Annotated in this window: 10 protein-coding genes; 1 reads left to right on the top strand and 9 read right to left on the bottom strand. The window is 42.2% G+C overall.

Annotated features, from left to right (window positions below):
• Nucleotides 1-10: 10 nt before the first annotated feature.
• From ACPZ3T_RS04655 to ACPZ3T_RS04620, 8 genes are all read right to left on the bottom strand, one after another.
• Nucleotides 11-913 (bottom strand): alpha/beta fold hydrolase, encoded by a 903-nt coding sequence (locus tag ACPZ3T_RS04655; RefSeq protein WP_490273861.1) that lies wholly within the window; start codon nucleotides 911-913, stop codon nucleotides 11-13.
• Nucleotides 914-1,003: 90 nt separating this feature from the next.
• Nucleotides 1,004-1,963, bottom strand: a complete 960-nt coding sequence (locus ACPZ3T_RS04650; RefSeq protein ID WP_490273859.1) for a DUF1702 family protein — start codon at nucleotides 1,961-1,963, stop codon at nucleotides 1,004-1,006.
• Between the two features lie 252 nt (nucleotides 1,964-2,215).
• Entirely contained in the window at nucleotides 2,216-3,160 is a 945-nt protein-coding gene (locus ACPZ3T_RS04645; RefSeq protein ID WP_490273857.1) for a DUF1702 family protein, read from the bottom strand.
• Nucleotides 3,161-3,186: 26 nt separating this feature from the next.
• Nucleotides 3,187-4,410 carry an NAD(P)/FAD-dependent oxidoreductase gene (locus tag ACPZ3T_RS04640; protein WP_490273855.1) on the bottom strand — a complete coding sequence of 408 codons (1,224 nt, stop codon included), beginning with the start codon at nucleotides 4,408-4,410 and terminating at the stop codon, nucleotides 3,187-3,189.
• Between the two features lie 168 nt (nucleotides 4,411-4,578).
• A complete protein-coding gene (locus ACPZ3T_RS04635; protein WP_490273853.1) occupies nucleotides 4,579-5,988 on the bottom strand; it encodes a carotenoid oxygenase family protein in 1,410 nt (469 codons plus the stop codon).
• A gap of 47 nt (nucleotides 5,989-6,035) precedes the next feature.
• Nucleotides 6,036-7,391 (bottom strand): aldehyde dehydrogenase, encoded by a 1,356-nt coding sequence (locus ACPZ3T_RS04630; RefSeq protein WP_490273851.1) that lies wholly within the window; start codon nucleotides 7,389-7,391, stop codon nucleotides 6,036-6,038.
• Nucleotides 7,392-7,652: 261 nt separating this feature from the next.
• Nucleotides 7,653-9,758 (bottom strand): NAD(P)/FAD-dependent oxidoreductase, encoded by a 2,106-nt coding sequence (locus tag ACPZ3T_RS04625; RefSeq protein ID WP_490273849.1) that lies wholly within the window; start codon nucleotides 9,756-9,758, stop codon nucleotides 7,653-7,655.
• A gap of 6 nt (nucleotides 9,759-9,764) precedes the next feature.
• Entirely contained in the window at nucleotides 9,765-11,597 is a 1,833-nt protein-coding gene (locus ACPZ3T_RS04620) for a lycopene cyclase family protein (RefSeq protein ID WP_490273847.1), read from the bottom strand.
• A gap of 81 nt (nucleotides 11,598-11,678) precedes the next feature.
• Here ACPZ3T_RS04620 and ACPZ3T_RS04615 point away from each other — a divergent pair, with 81 nt between their 5' ends.
• Complete coding sequence (locus ACPZ3T_RS04615; RefSeq protein WP_490273845.1) at nucleotides 11,679-11,801, top strand: hypothetical protein; 123 nt, start codon at nucleotides 11,679-11,681, stop codon at nucleotides 11,799-11,801.
• A 2-nt stretch (nucleotides 11,802-11,803) separates the two neighbouring features.
• On the opposite strand, the gene ACPZ3T_RS04610 is transcribed toward ACPZ3T_RS04615, so the two are convergent.
• The gene (locus ACPZ3T_RS04610) at nucleotides 11,804-18,697 is read right to left on the bottom strand and encodes an SDR family NAD(P)-dependent oxidoreductase (protein WP_490273843.1); all 6,894 of its coding nucleotides are present in this window, start codon (nucleotides 18,695-18,697) and stop codon (nucleotides 11,804-11,806) included.
• Between the last annotated feature and the right edge of the window lie 200 nt (nucleotides 18,698-18,897).

Genomic DNA, 18,897 nt, shown 5'->3' with positions numbered 1-18,897 from the left:
ATATGAAAAATCAACGCGATAGCCAACTTTTAATTGTCCGCGTCACTAAATCAGGACTGTCATGATGGACGAAGTGGCCAGCACCAGGAATAGTCACAAGTGTTAAGTCATTTTCTACCCAATCCCAAGTATTGTTGAGCGCATTCGCTAACAGGTACTGGTCTTGTAAACCATGAATCATTAATACAGGTGCTTCCACTTTGATCACTGGAGAAGTATCTTCCCCATAAGGCTCTGTTGGATAATTTTGTTGGTAGTAATGCAACATTGCCTGAATATCAGACCTGTGCAAAGCTTCGATGTACTTCTGCTTCAATGCTTCTGCCATCGTTGGCTGTGTCACCAAACTACAGAGTATTTCTGGTGTGAGATGTAAATAAGTATCTGGTTGTTGAAAATCTCTAGCGTACTGACTATTTTGCTGTTGTTGGGGATTGTGAGCCAGTTCCCGCATCAAGCCACGGGGATGTGGCAGATTCAGAATAATTAGTTTTTCGGTCATTGTAGGTATGTGCATAGCAAACTGCCAAGCAATCATCCCACCCCAATCATGACCAACAACGATCGCCTTTTCTTGTCCTAAATGCTGAATCACAGCCATTACATCACTGACAAGTAAGCCCATATCATAGTTTTCTACGCCTTGGGGCTTGTCGCTGAAGTTATAACCTCGTAAGTCCATCGCTACAACTTGATAGTGCGAGGCCAGGGATTGCATTTGGTAGTGCCAAGTATACCAATGGTCTGGAAAGCCGTGGAGCATCACTATTAAAGGCCCTTGACCAAGACTAGCATAGTGAATTTTCACACCATGATTGTTAGCATAGCCATGCTCAACACGAGATTCTAGATCAGTATGTGCGATCGCCACAACTTCTTGTTGGCTCACCTGATCTTCCACATTCACATTCATTCTTTTCTCCAGGTCTTTTGCACCTATGAACAGTTTTCTACCGTATTTTTAGGAATTAGCAAACATTTAATTAATAGACGATTAAGAAGCTTAGGCCACAACTGCTAAATCATGCTCTACTAAATAAACCCGGTAGAATTGCCAAGTTTCGGCATTTATCTCTGCAATGTTAGCTTTCAGTTGTTTAGGAGCTTGATTAATAATATCGTCTGGGGTAGCAGTTGCTATCCCACTCAATACCTCACTAGCCATTGTTGTATATCCTCCGGCGTTGCCCAGTAATTGCCGGAATTTGGCGGCGCAAGCTGCTGCCCTCGCCAATGCAAACCGATAAACTCCAGCAGCTTCTCCCAGTGCTTCTAACCTGGAACGTTCTGCACCACCAATAGAAGCACAGGCATAACCAACACCACCCCACAAGTCTGCCTGTCTTGTCGCTGGAAAGGCGGCAATAGTTTGGGCAATCCGAGCCACATCAGCACAATTCACCATCCAAATACTACGACCCAAACCTTGGTCAAAGATATGGCGAGTATACCCTGAAAATTCCCCAGGAGGGTTAGCTGTACGATCTAGAAACTCCTGCCAATGAAACATTCCATGTTGAAAGCCATAGCCATCGATAATTGGCCAAACCTTCACCAAATCAGTTGCTTTTAAATATTTCTCAATAGGCAACCGACCTTTACCCAACATTAAACCTACACCCAAATAAACCATTGTCTGATAAGCAGCACTCCCACCCATGACAAAGGATGTTACTCGGTTCTTGTTGGTAGGTGCGACTAAATCCTGTTGTGAAAGTCCTATACCAATACCTTCCAAGGCAAAGCCAAACAATTCCGTTTCAATAGAATTTAACTTGTTGACTAGCACCTCTCGTTCATCACTAGCAAGGGATGCTTGGTGGGTTTGCCACATGGCATTAGTAACTTGAAAAAATCGCTGCTGCATTTCTACATCATCTGTTCGCACTCCACGCGCTGTCCAAGTGTTATTTAACAGCGTCATCACAGTATTGATTTTGAGTTGCCATGAATTATCTTGCATTGTGATTCTCTTTGTAATTGTGTGGGGATAATAGAGGCTATGGGCTAGTCAATCAATTTTGGATTTTGGATTTTAGATTTTAGATTGACCCCGACAACAAGGGTGGGGGCTTGGAGATTTAAGATTGACGTAAAGCCTGCGGCATAGCTGCGCTTAGAGCGTAGCGGACGCGACGCAGCGAGTATTTTAGATTTATTCCGCCCACAAGGGGCAGGGCATGAACCAAAAAAACCTCAATCCAAAATCCAAAATTTAAAATCTAAAATTCAGAGGGTCAAGTATTAAATGCGCTCGGTAATGCTGCCAAGCTTCTAAATCTGATGTGATCTGGCAATGAGGTGTTTGGTTAATCTTCTCAATTACTGCCTCAGCTTCCATTCCCCAAAGAACTTGACAAGCGAGTTGTGTATGTGCAGAGAAACTAGTAATTTTGTGACGGGACTTAGCTGCAAATGCCGAACCTTGCATTAAAGCAAATTGATACTTGTCTGCGGCTACTTTCAAGGCTTCCAGGGTAGCACGTTCTGCACCACCAGAATAAGTACAGACAAAACCGATACCTCCCCACAAGTCTGCTTGTCTGGAAGAAGGAAAAGCTGCGATTGTTTTGCAGATATGGCTGACATCAGTACCATCTACAAACCAAATACTGCGACCCATACCTTGGTCGAAAACACGGCAAGCATAACCAGTTAGATGTTCTGGGATAGCTAATTTATCAAGATATGTTTGCCAATGGGATAAACCATGTTGAAAACCATAACCATCAATTACTAACCAAACTCTGTCAGGGTTGAGTTGTGATATGTAGGGTTCTAAGGGTAGAGGAGCTTTGCCTAGCATCAAACCCACTCCCACATAGACAAAATGTTCATAAACTGTCTTCGTGGCAGCGATAAATGACTCGATGCGATTGTGCTGACTGGGTGCAACTAGATCCTTTTGAGTCAGACCCATACCCACACCCTCGAAGGCAAATCCCCGCAACTCATCGGCAATATCATCTAGTTTACTGATAATTGTCTGTGGATGGTCATTGGCGATCGCAATTTGAAAACCTTGAATCAAACTACCGCGAATCTGTCGCATTCGTTGCTGTACACTGGGACTGATTGTAGAAATTCCACGTTCTGCCCAAATATTTATCGGCAGGGTCTTATCTTCATTTAACTTTGTTTGTACAGCATCCTGTATCATATTGATTCTCCTAATGGGTAAAATTTCTAAGTGTGCAGGCTAGCAGCTAGAGGAGAGAGATTTTCTGAGCTTCGTTGTGGTCTTTTGAGTCCGTGGTTGTCTAGCTTGAGAAACGAAAGATGACCCAACAACCCAATAGTCTGCTTCAGTAAACCCAGACTACACAAACTCAGCTTTTCAATTCCCCAAACTCTCTCCCACCTGCGTATCAGCTCATGAATTTGGCGATCGTAACTAGATAGATATTCTGGTACATATAGGCGATCGCTTCTAGTTAAATTTTGCATCACAAAATCAGCAGCTATTTCTCCACTATTCATCCCAATCGCCACACCATTGCAAGTGAATGGGTCAAGAAATGCTACTCCATCTCCAATAATTAAAAATCCTTGCCCAGAATACTTTTCATATTCCCAATCATAATTGATCACCGGTTGCGTCGCCGTGACTTTTTTGGACGCTTGTATAGCTTTAGCCAAAGGCTCCCAACAATTGATGGTTTCCTGAAAAACATTTTCCCAATCCTTCGTACTACCTCTTACTTTTTCTTCAAATAAAACCACCATCACACTGACTCTTTCATCTGGTAGAGCCATAACTAAGATATAGCCCCCATCTAAATTAATCACTAAAATGCCATCATTAGGAATCAATTTAGTTAGACTATCTCCAACAAAATGGGAAAAAACAGCGATATACTCATCTGATTTTTTCTCATATCTTTTCATCCTTAAATGACGGGTCAATGAAGTTAGTTTCCCTCTAGCATCAATAACAATTTTTGCCTGATATTCGGCGTATCCATCAACTGAAAAACCTTTAACGCCAGTAATTTGCTCATTAGTAAATACAAAATCTTTCACTAATATGTTTGGCAAATAAGTCGCTCCATAACTGAGGGCATTTTCTATCAAAACCTGCTCAAATATAGCCCGATTCAGCCCCATGCCATGCAGATTCCCCTTGAATCTCTTTGGCTCAATTTCAATTTGGTAATTAAAAATATCATTAGCAGAAACCAACCTAATTTGTTTAGGATCTTCAAGTGCTAACTGAATCTTGTTCTCAATATTCAATCGTGTTAACAAGTCTTGATTAATTCCATAAAAGGTTTCTGGAAGTTGTAAAACTTGTTTAATTCCTCGGTCAACTATCAGTACGTCTAATCCTTGCCGTGCCAGTAAATTAGCAGCAGTTAATCCCGCAGCACCAGCACCAACTATAATCACATCATAAACATTTTTCACCATATCATCCTTGAAAATAGCGTTTCCTAATCTAGTGAGGCACTAACTACTTCACTAACCAAATTGGGTAATCCTCAGCGTGACTCTGCGCTTAACTCTGCGCCACTCTGCGTTTAAAAACATTTTTTCCATACCTCACTTAACTGGGAATCGATATAGTTGCTCACCAACTCAAAACTTATCTGCAATCCATGTGCCGTGAAAACCATAAGGAACACGTTGCGGCAGAAGAATACGTGCTATAGGTTCACCAGTAAAGTCTTGAGCATTGACTACTATCAATTCAGAAGTTCTTTTAGCGGCATCATACACAAAGGTCAACAACCAACCATCATCTTCTTCAACCCCATCAGGACGGGGAACAAATACAGCCTCTCCACCGTAACGTCCTAATCCAAATTCGTGGAATTGAGAGTCACCACTGGTAAAGTCATACTTCAACAAGCCATCAAATGTGAAATCAGGTAGAGCCTGGGATAACATTCTGGCTGTATAACCGTAGCGGTTAGACTTACCTAACCAACGCTGATTTAAACTAGGAAACTCTGCTGCCACATAATCTAATACTTCTTCCTTTACTGCACCTGTACGCAGATTTAACCGCCACATATACAGAATAGGTCTATCTTCTAGAGAGTGATTTACCTTGGTCTTGCTCGGTATATTCAAAGCCTTAGCGTCTTTGGCTCGGCAAGCCAAAAGGACTACTTCATCACCAGTTTCATAAGCATTGAGAGTATGTACGACATAGCAAGTAGAGACATCAAACCAACGAATACTCTTACTATCTCCATGACGAGGTATAATGCCTATACGACTGGGAGCATCAGGCTCAAACATATAGCCAGGCTGTCTTTTTTGTAACCTATCTACCCTAAACGTTAGGGGTAAATCCATAAAAATTGTGTAGTTTTCCGTGATGGCAAAATCGTGCATCATCACGCCTACCGATAAGTCAATTGGAACTGTTTTGACTATTTTCCCGGCTGCCGAAACAACGCTATATTGCAGATAAGGGGGTTGCAATAAGGAATCACCGAAAAACATCATCTCCCCAGTGGTGAGATCAACTTTGGGGTGAGCTGTAAAGGGAGATTTTAATTGACCATGATAAGTATATGGCCCTATTGTCTGCAATTGAGATAATTCAATTTCGTATGGTTCACCGCCTTCCCACAATGCCAACAGGCGACCTGCGTGCCACAATACACCTGTATTAGCAGTATTTTTAAAAGGACTAAATAGATTATTTGCAGGATTATTTAACTGTGGTGGCTCTGTTAAACCTGTCCAAGTGGCTCTACCTGCTCTCTGCTCTATCTTAAATCCCCGTGTTTGCACATAGCGATTACGATAAGATGCTTTACCATCACTAATCTTAATACTGTGTAACATCCCATCCCCGTCCATCCAATTGTAGTGACCTATGGGAGAAAACTGGGGATTAGGCCCATTACGAACAAATGTCCCGCAAAGATCAGAGGGTAATTCACCTATTATCGGTAAGTTATTGACTGTGATTTCTGCTTGTACAGGAGAAAAATTACCCTGAAGATAAGGACTAGTTGCTATTGTGACCATGACTACATTTTTATCAACAATAAAGAGGAAATTCGATGCTCAATACCCTACTTTCCTTTTTCTGGATAGGGAGGATATCTCCATTGCAAATCGAATCGAAAAGATTTGTTTAATACTCCTCTTTGATAAGAAAAGTTATCAAAGCCAGCCTTGCCATGATAACGACCAAAGCCACTTGCTCCTACACCACCAAAAGGTAAACTCGGAATAGTCAAGTGCATCACAGTATCATTAATACAAACACCACCTGATGCTGTAGATTGTAAAACCCATTTTTGATTTTGTTTATTTTTGGAGAAAAAGTATAAAGCTAATGGTTTGGGTTGTTTATTGACTAAATCAATTGCTGCTGATAGATGGGTGTATTCCAAGACTGGCAGAATTGGCCCAAAAATTTCCTCCTGCATGATTTTATGTTGCCAAGAAACTTGATCTATGACAGTAGGAGCAATATAGAGAGTATCTAAATCTGTATCTCCACCTACTATAATTTCCCCATCTTGCAGGAGTTCGGTAAGACGATAGAAATGTCTTTGATTGATAATTCGTGCATAACTATGGCTATTAGCTGGCTGATCACCATAGAATTTTTGTATTTGGTTTTTAATTTGTTGCAATAATTGCTGTTTAATTTTCCGGTTGACTAAAAGATAGTCAGGAGCAGTACAAGTCTGACCGGCGTTACTGAATTTACCCCAAACAATTCTTTTGGCAGTATATTCCAAATTAACATCATCATCAACAATGCAGGGACTTTTTCCACCTAATTCTAGGGTAACTGGTGTGAGATGTTTAGCGGCGGCTGACATGACAATTTTACCAATTTCAGTGCCACCAGTAAAAAAGATGTGGTCAAAAGTTTCTGATAACAGTTCTTTACTAGTTTCTACACCACCTTCAATCACAGTGATAAAGGATTTATCAAAGGTTTTTTGGATGATATCTGCTACAGCTAAAGAGGTATGTGGTGCTAGTTCTGAGGGTTTTAGGATAGCACAATTTCCGGCTGCGATCGCGCCCACTAAAGGGGTAAATATTAAGTTAATTGGATAATTCCAAGGGCCAATGATTAAAACTACTCCTAAAGGCTCATGATGGACTGAAGCAGAAGATAAAAATTGATGAAATGGAGTAGTTACTTTTTGAGGCTTTACCCAACTTTTCAGATGTTTGATAGCATATTGAATTTCACCTAAAACTCCCATAATTTCAAAGTATGCTTCAAACCCTGGTTTATGTAAATCAGCCTTTAAAGCTTGAATTATTACACCTTTATTATCTTCAATCGCCTCTGCTAAAGTTTTTAAAGCATTGATGCGAAAGTTAATATCTTTAGTTTTTTGGGTTTGGAAAAAATACCGTTGTCCTTCAATTAAACTACTAACTTTACTTTGGAGTAGCATAGCTTTTTCTACCTAAATTCAATAAAATATTAACGGGGAACAGGGAACAGAGGGGATTTAAGCCCTAACTTTTCACGGGATCTGGAAAACCGCTCTCCAAAGACGCGGAGCGGCTTCTCGCTAGAGTACCTCTCCCCTGCAATGAGAGGAGGCTTTGATTTTTGCTCCCCTTCCCTTGCAGGGAAGGGGTTGGGGGTTAGGTTTCACGTTATGTGGAAAAGTTAATGTGAAAAGTCAGATTTAAACCCCCATCAAGTGATACTAGTGGACTAATTCTGGTACTTTGGCTGTATTTTCAGCATTTGATTGCAAGGATGGTTCAGCTACTTTTTCTATCCAAGGTTGTAGCTCAGGTCTGTATTGATAACTCTGAAACTCTGCTGTCATGTTAGCAATATTAGTGCTAGCAGGCACATCTCTGGATTGGAATTTGAATATTAAATCATTTAATAGACATTCCCCAGACGCTTTGAGTAAATTAAATACATGATAAAGATTGCGCGGTGATAATAAGCCAGCAATACCAAAACCTTTCCACAAGAATTTCATGTACCATAGAGCCACAAAAAAGTAAATGTTTTTCATATAGGCATAAACATTACATTTTTTGGATTCGTATTTAGTATCTTGTAAGTAACTATCAAATTCTTTGGTGATGTAGTAACCAAAAGGTAATTGACCACCGCGATGGATATACATCAAACCAATATTAGTATCTTGTTCAATGAGTTGATTAAACTGCTCATATACATGAACCATGAGTGTTCTGACAACTCCGCGAGTTTGTTTACCAAATTTACGTAAGAACTGTAAATCTAAATGCCATTTTCCGACATACATAGGCACAATCATGCCAAACCACCACATATTTTCTAGATACATACGCCAACTCATGACACTAGCATCACCGAGTTGTTTTTCATGATGGCGGAGGAGATGATTGCAAGACTCTACATAACCAAGATTAAAAGCATTATAAACAGCCCGTTTTTTCTCAGCATCAGGCTCTGCTGCTAACTTACTCCGAACAATTTCCGTAATACTTTCAATCTCAAAGGTCATCATTACCATTCCCAAAGAGTAGAAAGGATCAAATATCGCCGCCGCATCGCCAATTACATACCAATTATCTTCAGAAAACAAAGTTTTACTCTTATGAGGTAATCTTGGTAAATAATGAAAATCGATGTCTTCCCCACTCTGAATTAATCGGTAAAGAATGTTATGATTCTTTTCTAAAAAGGCATAAAATTTTTCTTTGGTATTGATAGTATGGGGAGGAATCACACTGTGATGATGAGCAATACCAATCGATAATTCCATTGTTTGAGTATCAGTAGGAATTACCCACACCCAATGTCCGTGTCCCATCATGTGATTTGTAGCATAGTAATGGCTGCAAGTTGCGCCATGTGGGTCATAACCACTATGAAAAATTGTCCGGTCTACATTTTTTACTCTCACCCATGCTGAACCGTTATTTAGTCCGTGGAGGTTCTCCTCACCGGAGATGACATTATTTGTTTTATTACCAATCAGGAAGCGACGACCGGCAGCATCAACAATGTGTTTAGCTTGCAATTCTAAATAGTTATTGTCAACTTTGATTTTAACTATATTCAGAGCATCACCAGAAGTGAGTTCTACATCAACTACACGACCATTGTAGAAAGTAGCCCCCATTTCCTTGTTCATTTTCAAGACATCACGCTCAAACTTGGCGCGGTTCATCAAAGTAGAGGCAAGAGGAGGCTGTTTAATAGACCAGACGTGATAGTAATCGTCAATATTTGCGGTTTGTTCAGGTTGTTTAGCCCAATGATAGTTTAATCCGTATTTGGGAGGATGATTTTCAATTAAGTAATCGTAAAGACCTAATTCTTTACCGAAGAACATTGTGGAAATTTCTACAGTTGATTCTCCGACTTTTAAGTCTTTTTCGGTGCGTTCTTCGGGACGTGGGTCAACTAATGCCACTTTAATATTAGGAATGTTTAATAACAGGTGACGAGCTTGACAAACCCCTGCTATCCCAGCACCCATAATCACTACATCGTAGACTAAAGATTGATGATTGTTCATTGATGTTTCCTGTTGATTTACTAATAGTTGAAGGGAATAGAATTTTCTGGTGGTTGGTGATGGTGTTTGAGTTCGACAGATTCTAGATACACCATCACCAAAATGCTTGATAGGTAAAGTTAGGGCAACTAGATATAGCGATTCCCAGTTAAGTGAGGTATGGGTAATATTTTGAAACGCATACCGCCAAGGGCGGAACCCGCAGGGTAGGGGCGCAAAGTAAAGCGCAAAGGTACGCAGAGATTTGTACCTCAGCAGGCTAGGAAACGCTATAAAACTAGCCACAAAATCTCATTCCATGTGCAAGCTGACTAAGTCCCGAACTGGAGAAGAATGTTTACCATTTGATTGCAAAACTGGTTCGCTTGGTGTTTGTATCCAAGGTTGCAACTCTGGTTGATATTGATAACTTTCAAACTCTTTTCTAGCTTGAGCGATCGCCACACTATTTGGCAAGTCTTTATTCTTCAATTTGAAGATCAATTCATCTACAGCACATTCCCCAGATGCCTTGAGCAACTTGAAGATATGGGAAAGATTACGTGGTGATAATAAGCCAGTAATACCAAAACCTTTCCATAAAAACTTTAGATACCATAGAGCCACAAAGAAGTAAGTATGTTTCATGTAGGCATAGACATTACACTTCTTGGGTTCGTACTTAGTATCTTGTAGGTAAGTGTCAAAGTCTTTAGTTACATAGTAATCAAAAGGCAATTGGTCGGCACGATGGGTATACATAAACCCTAAATTTACTTGCCGTTCTATGAGTTGGTCAAACTGTTGATAAACATCCGTCATTAGGGAAGTAATAATATTCCGACCTTGTTTACCAAACTTCCGCAAAAACTTCAAGTCTAAATGCCATTTTCCGACATATAAAGGTACTATAATACCAAACCACCACATATTTTCTAAAAATATCCGCCAACTCATGATGCTAGCATCACCAAGTTGTCTGTCATGAGCGTGGATGAGATGATTGTTAGAGCGTATAGTCCCCAGATTAAAAGCATTATAAACAGCCCGTTTTTTCTCAGCATCAGGCTCTGCTGCTAACTTACTACGAACAATTTCTGTAATACTTTCAATCTCAAAGGTCATCATTACCATTCCCAAAGAGTAGAAAGGATCAAATATCGCCGCCGCATCGCCAATTACATACCAATTATCTTCAGAAAACAAAGTTTTACTTTTGTGGGGTAATCTTGGTAAGTAATGAAAATCGATGTCTTCCCCACTCTGAATTAATCGATAGAGAATGTTATGATTCTTTTCTAAAAAGGCATAGAATTTTTCTTTGGTATTGATAGTATGGGGAGGAATCACACTGTGATGATGAGCAATACCAATAGATAATTCCATTGTTTGAGTATCAGTAGGAATTACCCACACCCAATGTCCATGTCCCATCATGTGATTTGTAGCATAGTAATGGCTGCAAGTTGCGCCATGTGGGTCATAACCACTATGAAAAATTGTCCGGTCTACATTTTTTATCCTCACCCATGCTGAACCATTTTTGACACCGTAGAGGTCTTCCGAATCAAAGATTAAATTGTCGGTTTTGTTGCCAATCAGGAAGCGACGACCGGCAGCATCAACAACGTGTTTAGCCTGCAATTCTAAATAGTTATTGTCAACTTTGATTTTAACTATATTCAGAGCATCACCAGAGGTTAGTTCTACATCAACTACACGACCATTGTAGAAAGTAGCCCCCATTTCCTTGTTCATTTTCAAGACATCACGCTCAAACTTGGCGCGGTTCATCAAAGTAGAAGCAAGGGAGGGTTGACGAGTACACCAAATATGATGATAGTCGTCTATATTATCTGTTTGTTTTGGTTGTTTAGCCCAATGAAAATTCAAACCGTATTTAGGAGGATGATTTTCAATTAAGTAATCGTAAAGACCTAATTCTTTACCGAAGAACATTGTAGAAACTTCAACAGTAGATTCTCCGACTTTTAAGTCTTTTTCTGTACGTTCTTCGGGACGTGGGTCTATTAATGCGACTTTAATATTAGGAATATTAAGTAACAGGTGACGAGCTTGAGAAACTCCTGCTATCCCAGCACCCATAATCACCACATCGTAGACTAAAGATTGATTGTTGTTCATTGATGTTTCCTGTTGATTGATTAATAGTTGAAGTTAACAGTTAACGGGGAACAGGGAACGGGCAACAGTGAGGTTTTTCTCGTGAGAAACAACATTGCTTGCCTGTTATGTTCCCGTTCGGCTGACGCGGAAGTTGAGCCTGCCGAAACTCACGGCGAAGCTTTTCCCAACCAGTGTTCCTTTTTAGTGATGCAGTGGACTTGATGTTACATACTAGGCTGTATATCTTGCACCACGAAGGCAACCATTTTTTCTAACCCTCGTGTGAGTCTCACAGGGAATGTGAGAACTTTGAGTTGACTGTTGGCATCAGCATCACTAAATAAAACGCTGTCTCCTTCTATACGTTCAATTAGTAAATTAATGAGCTTGACTTCAGTAGCTTTACGTAGGGCTTCGATCGCACTCCAAATTCGTGTACCACTATGAGCTACAGAACTATTAGCTGCTAGTAACTCTTGCATTAACTGCTCACGAGAATTACTCAGCAAAGCCGTCCAGTCTTGGCGGGTGCGATGTGTGATTGGCTCGATGTCACAACCTTGCGCGCCATAGCCAGCAACACAAATACAAACTCGCTCATCGTGGGAAAGCGAAACTACTACACCCTGTGCGTCTAAGCCATCAACTATTGGTTTGCCAGAATCAGTCCACTGGATTTGGTATTCTGGGATGATCTGAGAATTACTGTGGAATATTTGTGCGATCGCTTGATCAAATAGTGGTAGTTCTAATTCATGGCGTGTAGCTGACAGTAAATTATGTATTCCGGGAAGATAAGCTAAGGCAACTTCAGGAGCAGCAACCCCAAAAATATGCGCTTGGTTGCTCAATTTTCGGCGGAGAATCCACTCATCTCTTTGGGTAGGATCAGCTAATTCTTCTACGGTTGGATGATCTTTGCGGTGTTCTAGTATCCGCAGTTGATAACCATTGAGTTTTTCTACGAGTTGCCCATCGGCAGTTGTGATAAAAACGCTGTTTTGATACTGTTTACCTTCCCGACCTTGGGGTTGACTCACCCCAATATAAGAAGAAACCTCACTGTCTGGTTGATAAATTTCGATGCTGTCAATGCGGACTGGTAAACACAGGTCTTGAGGAATCACCAATTGCCCGACTTGCAGTAATGAATCTCGACAATAGGGATCTCCTAGCCAGAATTTACCATGCGATCGATTTAAATTACCTTCCTCTCCTGAAGCTAAGAATGAATTGGTTTGTGTGCGGAAGACACACTCTCTAGAATTGAGGGTATAAATCTGTTGCAAACGTTGGAAACTGGGGCCTTGGAACAGCAACCAACTGTAGAGGTCTTTTTGTGGGTCAATATCTAAAGGCCATTCTGGAAGATTGATGGGTTCTACCGATGGCTTGTCTTCTTCACCTAAGACAAAAGTAGCAGAAAAATGGCTAATAGCAAATCCTGTTTGCTCTGTCTTAATTGCTACATATACCCGTTGCTGAGAATTTTTAAATTCTCGTTCCGGTACTTCTGCATAAATTTCGATATCCACTCCCTTTTGAGGATCTACAACTATGGGACGCTCTAGGCGAATATCTTCAATGCGAACGGTGCGGAAGTTCGGCACATTCGTAACATAAGCAACCGCTTGCGCCATCGCCTCCAAACCAAACACCGTCGGGAACAAATACGAACCTTTATACAGATGGTCAAGCAAGTAAGAATCTCGCTCCAAGCTGAGGTGTGTTCGTGCCAGAATCTCTACTCCCGGTTCACAAAGTAAAATCCGCTCCAAGAATTTTAAATCTGCACGAGGTAAAAATCTTTGGGGATACCAAGTGTCTAAACCGTTGGCTTCAAAGGCAGATAGAGCCTGCATTGGGGCAGCAATCACAATGCGGGTGTCTCCTGGGTCATTTTTAATCAAATGTAAAAATCGAGCTACACCTGCATTTTTGGGAATGGCTTTAATTCCCATCTTGGCAAGATTACGGACGCTGCCCATTCTTGCACCCATACCGACTTCTTCCCACACACTAAACGCCATCGTGATCACGGCCACTTCTGGATGTTGCAGTTGATAACGGCGTAAAATCAGATCCAAGGTTTCGTTAGCAAAGCCATACCAAGCATTGCGTTGCATCCCTGTAATCCCAATGACGGATGAGAACCCGACAAACAACTTCAGGGAAGTCTCTGCTAGTGCCTGACACAAATTCAAAACACCTTTGAGCTTTGGTTTGACTTCATCAAATGCTGCTTCCCCAGATACCTGCTCTACTAACCGAGGCTTGTTGAGTGCCGCACCATGAATTACACCTGTAATTATACCTAAATCTTGGCTAACTTCCGCCAGTAAAGATACCACTGCATCGTAGTCAGAAATATCGCATTCATAATACTGACAAGTTAATCCTTCGGCGTTGAACCGTTCCAAAGTTTGAGCAATCTCTGTACTTGTGCCGCCACGTCTTTCTGTATTGCCGTGGGGGTGCGGCGATCGCCCGACAAGTGCCATCTTCACCCCTGTATTCCGAGCTAGAGCTAGAGCGCACTCTGCGGTGATGCCTTTACCACCACCAGTTACAAGAATCACATCATCAGTAGACCAAATAATTTCTCGGCTTTGATAATCGACTGGTTCTTGTACCAGGGGACGAGGGATATATCGTGTTAAATTTTGATCGTAGCCGACACAGAGATAAACGTGTGCGCTAGAAAGCTCTTTAATAACGCATTCAGCTAGGTGAGTTGAGTTAATGGCGGCAGAAAAATCTATGACTCGGACTTTGAGATCAGCCCGCTCAAGATGAACACTAGCAGCAAAACCGACTGCACAGCACTGCTCAATCTCCGCTAGTGGTGATTGTGTGGCAAAATGTCCGCCACCAAATTGAATATAGGCTACTGTTGTATGCTCACGGGCAGTCTGAGCTTTTTTTGGTGGGGTGGCGATGCTGCGTAAGCGTTCAATCATATCGAGCAAACGCTGATCTGTCGATATTTGACTATTGCTTGTTTGCGGCAAGATAGCAATAAAATGACTGAAATCAACGCTACTAATGAGAGTCTGAGCGCGGGCTGTAGTGTAGGAAATTGTTTGTACTTGAGAGCCGTAACTTTGGAGTTGCTGACACAATGTCTGTGCTATCTCTTGTTCTGGCGATTCACACAGAATCAAGACATTAGCGGTTTGCCATTTCTCCTCAGAATGTTTACCCAAGGTAACTGCTGTAAATTCCTCTGGTACTGCTTGGACGATGTAATCACGTACCTGGGCAGGTTTGTACTGTTCTGGTGTGGGGTTTTTACCTGCGATCGCTTCTGTTAAAGCTACACCTACAGCTGCTTGCACAGTGGCATTTGAGCTATTGTGACTGCTGTTGATGACTGCATGATGACCATTATCGTTACCCTCTGGTACAGCCGCCCGCAATGCTTCGGCAACCTCTTGGATAGTTGCATTCGCCAAAGTTGTGGGATCAACTAGACCGGCTACGCCAATTTCCCTGGCGGCGGTAGCAATGACTTCTCCGGCTTTGATGGAATCTAGATTTAAATCATCCAAGAGTCTAATCTGGAGTGTAATGCTCTCTTGGGGAAATCCTGTATGTTGAGTAATTAAGTTCACCAGTAAGCTTTCAATGTTGAGAGTCATGGTTGACTCTTTTGCTCCATGATCACTGCCTGGGAGAGCTACCCGCAGAGCTTCCGCAACCTCTTGGATAGTTGCATTCGCCAAAGTCGTGGGATCAACTAAACCAGCTACGCCAATTTCCCTGGCGGCAGTAGCAATGATTTCTCCAGCTTTGATGGAATCTAGATTTAAATCATCCAAGAGTCTGATTTGCAGTGTAATACTCTCTGGCGGAAATCCTGTATGTTGAGTAATTAAGTTGACTAAGATGTTTTCAATACTGAAGGCTGACCCATTTTTAGAACCATTTGCGATCGCTGGATGATGGCCGTTACCATTACCGTTTGCTAATAGTGTTGTGGTTGGATGATGACCGTTACCATTACCGTTGACTAATAGTGTTGTGGTTGGATGATGGCCGTTCCCGTTCCCGTTGACTAATAGTGTTGTGTGGCCGTTACCATTTCCTGTTTGAGCTTTTGCTAAGGGATGAGAGCTTTGTAAATCTGCTCGCATAACTTCTGTAAGAAACTTACCACGCTCAGATAAGTAATCAGCAAGCAAATCCCACGGTACTTGATTTTGTGAATTAGCGATGGGATTAGCCAAAAGCTCAATTGGAGATGCTGCCTTCGATGGTTGAAATTGCCGTTCTAAGGGGTTTTCAATAAATATGCGTTGTGATGCGGGAATGAAGGGACGAACAAGACGACTTTCGTAGAGGGTTGCCCAGTTGATGTCCCCACCGTGGATAAATAAGCCAGATAGCATGATATTCAAATCTTTATCCATGCCGGCTTTTGATTCTACTGGTAGACAAAGTAGCCCGTTTGCACCAACAATATCCTTGACTAGACCAGACAGGACTTTCCCCGGCCCTACTTCTATGAGGAGGTCACATTTCTGTTCTAGGGTTTTGATCAGAGAGATAAAATCTACTTGGGCGATCGCTTGATCAGCTAAGTAATCTGGCAATGATAGCCCTGGTGCTAGTGGTTGTCCATTCACACTGGAGAATAATGGCACTCCTAGCTTTTGTAACTGCTCTGGTATCAGTTTACTTTGCCGCAGATGTGTGGCAGCATCTGCAACCAGTTGTGAATGAAATCCGTTGGTAACTGCCAGGCGCACTGCTTTAATCTGGGCAGCTGTCGCTAGTTCTACCACCTGTTCTACACTAGCTTGTTCACCGGAAACAACTGTTTGCGAGGGGCTATTGATATTGGCAATGACAATGTAGCCGCTAACTTGACTTAAAAGTTTTTCAGCTTGCTCACGAGAACAATTTAAACTGGCCATTGCACCAGGGCGATCGCTCTGATGTGATGCAGACATAGCCTGTCCCCGCACTCCAGCTAAACACAAGAGGGTTTTTTCATCTATTCCCCCTGCTGCATAGACTGCACTCAGTTCTCCTAAGCTATGACCACCTACTGCTATGGGTTGAATACCAAGGCGATTCAGGTAGCGCATCCAAATTAAAGAAGCTAGGCAAATGGCTGGTTGAGCAACTTCAGTTTGTGCTAGCTCTGTTGACCATGCCGCCAATTGTTCCTGGTTAGCTACACGGTCAAGTGGTTGATAAGTGCGCTCTCGGATTCCCGACAAGCCAATTTCTTCTAAGCAAATATCTGCTTGTTCTACAAGGTCTTTTGCCCATTGATATCGTTCTATGAGCGATCGCGCCATATTCAATTTTTGAGAGCCTTGTCCGGGGAATAAAAAGCCGACTCGCTGACGACGCACACTATTCCCTACCCAAACTTCTCTTTGGGGATTGACAAAAAACTCTCCAGGTGCTGGGGGTGTTTCCCGCAATATTTTTGCTAGGAGGTTGAGACGTTCGGATAGTTCTTCTGGTGTTCCCGCGATCACTGTCGCCCGAATTGGTAAATGTGGTTCTAGTTCGCGGGTTAAGTGGGCGGCTAAATCCACTAATTCACTGACACTCAAGCCGACTGCAATATTGTTCACTGCTAATGTGCGTTGCAATAAAGCAGAAACGGATACCGCAGAGAGGACGAATATTTCTGTATCTTGATGGGAAACGAGTAAAGCTTGTTCTGGAATAGCTGGTTGGAGATGAGCCGCCGGAGCATCTCCTGATTCTAGGGTGACGTGGCAATTAATCCCGCCGAATCCCATCGCGGAAACCCCAGCTCGTAAGATATCTGTGTGGCTTTTTACCTGTCCTTGCAGAATGGGGTAGAGACAGCGTGCTGTGGTGGCAAATACTGGGTTGGGTTCTTGACAACCTGCTACTGGTGGCAAAATCCGCCGATTGACAGCCATGATGGCTTTGATGAATGCACCAACTCCAGCCGCCGCTTTTGTATGCCCAACCAGGGATTTGAAGGAAGTCACACCACAGGAGCGATCGCTAATTTCACCATCAACGCCCATTGCTAAAGCAATACCTTCGAGTTCGGTGCGATCGCCAACGGGTGTCCCAGTGCCATGTCCCTCAATGAAATCAAGGATATGGGGGCTGTAACCTGCTCGCTCGTATGCACGGCGCAAGGCCATTGCTTGTCCTTCTCGGCTAGGTGCAGTCAAGCCGCCTTTACCGTCGGAGGAAATTCCCCAACCATTCAAGACTGCATAGACATAATTACCATCCGCACGCGCATCTGCTAATCGCTTTAACACTACAAAGCCACAGCCTTCGCCGGGAATGAAACCACTAGCTTGGCGATCGTAAACTGTCATATCTTTGCTTGTCAGTGCGCCAGTTTTAGCAAATCCAATCAATTCAAATGTATCTAAACTGATATCTACACCACCAGCAAAGGCTAAGTCTAAATCACCGTTACTTAAAGCGTTAGCAGCGTTAGCTACTGCCAGTAATGAAGAAGAACAAGCACCATCAACTGTATAACCACCCCCGTGGAAGTTGAAGAAGTTGCAAATTCTGCCAGCAATTGTATTGGAAAGATTACCTGAAAGGGTGTCCTCAGTAATTGGTGAGAACACAGATTTGTAGTAATCCTCCATCGTCTGTGCGATCGCATCTATTGCCTGTGCTGATATACCTCTCGCCTCCATTGCTGCTACTAAAGCGCGTCGGACATAAGGCCAACGTAAACGCACATTAGTGGAGCGGGAAAACTCTCCGGTCATTGTGTTTCCCACTAAAACACCAGTACGCTCTATCGGAACATTTGTACGAGTATATCCAGCATCTTCTAAAGCTTGCACTGCAACTTCTAAAGCTAGCCAGTGAGCAATATCCGCAGCATCTACGACTGTTTTAGGAATGCGTTTAGTTAACCAGTCAAACTCAAAGCCATCAATCACAGCCATCCGACTTCCATAAGTCTTATCTGGTGTGCTGCGGTCTGCATCGTAATACTGAGCAAGTGGTAATCTTTGGTCTGGTGTGCGTCGAAATTCTTGCCGCCTTGCAAGTATATTTTCCCAGAGTTGTCGTAAATTACGCGCTCCAGGATACCAACAACCCATGCCAATTATTGCAATAGGAGTAGTAGATGTTTTCATCGGTATATTCATAGTAAGGATAAACGAATAAGTCTAGTCCAGAAGTATTAGTGCGAAAATCAAAAGTGCTTAATAACTGATTTCAAGCACTCACAATATTAGTGTCAAAACCTTGCTATAGCCTTTATTACCCTGATGAGATACAAACAAAAATAATTAACCCCAGATGAACGCAATTTGTACCTCAGCAGACTAGCAAA

This window comes from Aliinostoc maniaoense, from assembly GCF_058172895.1.
This window is presented reverse-complemented; position numbering and strand designations above follow the sequence as displayed.